At 40.0% G+C, this 1,560-nt stretch carries 2 protein-coding genes; both read right to left on the bottom strand.

Features of this window, described 5'->3' with window-relative positions; translation table 11 throughout:
* Nucleotides 1–590: 590 nt before the first annotated feature.
* Nucleotides 591–845 (bottom strand): hypothetical protein, encoded by a 255-nt coding sequence (locus J4G38_RS28130; RefSeq protein WP_210522240.1) that lies wholly within the window; start codon nucleotides 843–845, stop codon nucleotides 591–593.
* 43 nt (nucleotides 846–888) lie between these two features.
* Entirely contained in the window at nucleotides 889–1,395 is a 507-nt protein-coding gene (locus tag J4G38_RS28125; protein WP_226164112.1) for a hypothetical protein, read from the bottom strand.
* Nucleotides 1,396–1,560: the final 165 nt, after the last annotated feature.

Below are 1,560 nucleotides of genomic sequence, written 5' to 3'. Positions count from 1 at the left end.
CGCCAGGGGCCAGTACTGACAAACTGAGGCTATCTACACAGTTGCGTCTTGTACAGAAAGGCCGCGACGGGTTTTAGCCGCCCAGGACCCGTTTGGACCAACTGAAGCTGCGACGGGTTTTAGCCGCGGCGCGTCAGCGCGGACTAACTGAAGCCACACTGGGTTTTAGCCGCGGCGCGTCAGCGCGGACCAACGGAGACTGCACGGGGTTTTAGCCGCCGGGGCCCAGCTATAAAAAGCTGAAGCAAACTACCTGGCACTAGTAGATAGCCACCGCGCGGACTGACTGAGACCGCCCTGCATGGTAAAATAAAAAGGCCGGTCTTTCGACCGGCCCTATGCACGTTCTTGCTTAACACCATTCTGATATTACTTTTTCTACAAATGCATTATAGAAAGCTGTAGTCATAACTCCAATCTTACAAAAGCGACAATCTAGAAAGGTATCAGCCTCTTCTTTTGTATCAAAAGCCTTTATGCACCTATTCCCATTTTCATCGCACCATACTGCTAACCACTCGTTTTTTCTATAACCTACCTTAAACATTGTTATCATCCTTTCTTTACTGAGGGGCCTAAGCCCCTCGTACTTATTCATGATTTTTCTTAGCTTCCTCTAAGTCTTTCTTAGCCTCTTCTAATGTCCTCTTTGTCTTTTCAATATCCTCTTGTAGTTCCTCGTACACTTTACGATAAAATGGGTTGTAGTCCCATTGGTCTTTTGACATCTCAATCATTTCAAGTAACCTAGTTCGTTTTTCAAGGTCCTCCTCAAAAGTCACTATTCTCATTGCGTGGAAAAAACTTACCTCATTTGCCATTGTTATCATCCTTTCTTTAATCACTTTTTGAACTTTGAAATACTAGTCTTTATAAGTCAGTTAGTAGTTACATTAAGTTTTCAAGCATTTCAAGTACTTTTTCTGTACTTACCTCACCGGCTGTTCTTATTGCTTCAATTACTGTTCTTAAGTCATTCTTACGGATTACACCATCTTCTAATGGCTTAACCTCAGCTTTATGCTCTAATAACATTGCCTCGATGTTTTTGTACTTTTCATACTTTTCAGGGTCGCCCTGGTTGTTACAAGTAGCACTTTGAATGCTCTTAATAGCTCTCATTGTTCGCTCATAGTCAAGCTCTTTTACATCTTCTAATGTGTAGTCTGTCACGAACTTTTCTTTTGGAGCCACCAGGTTTTTAGCTTCTTTTAAGACCTCCTCTTCAGCCAGTATCGCAGCCATTTTTATCTCATAGTCTGCAAGGAACTTTTTCTTTTTAAGGTTGCACTTGCGCGACTGCACTGCTTTTATGGCCTTAGTTAGGTCCGCCTCACTGAAGTTGTATTCTGCTGCCTTTGCCTCTACTGCTTTTAAGTCTACATTTTTATTCATATCTATCAATCCTTTCAATTCTATTTTACCTATTTTTGGTACAATTTTATATAGACTTATAAAGACTAATATTTAGTTTTCAAAGTTCATTCATATAAGTATTATTTATTTAACTTATAAATATATTATATCATATAAATATAAAAAAGTAAACCTACATTTCAC

The sequence above is a fragment of the Hymenobacter terricola genome (genome assembly GCF_017921975.2).
GTDB lineage: Bacteria > Bacteroidota > Bacteroidia > Cytophagales > Hymenobacteraceae > Hymenobacter > Hymenobacter terricola.
This window is presented reverse-complemented; position numbering and strand designations above follow the sequence as displayed.

What these genes read in the sequence shown, in the direction of transcription:
- J4G38_RS28125 (WP_226164112.1), bottom strand. Translation starts at nt 1,395, where the DNA reads ATGAATAAAAATGTAGACTTAAAAGCAGTAGAGGCAAAGGCAGCAGAA.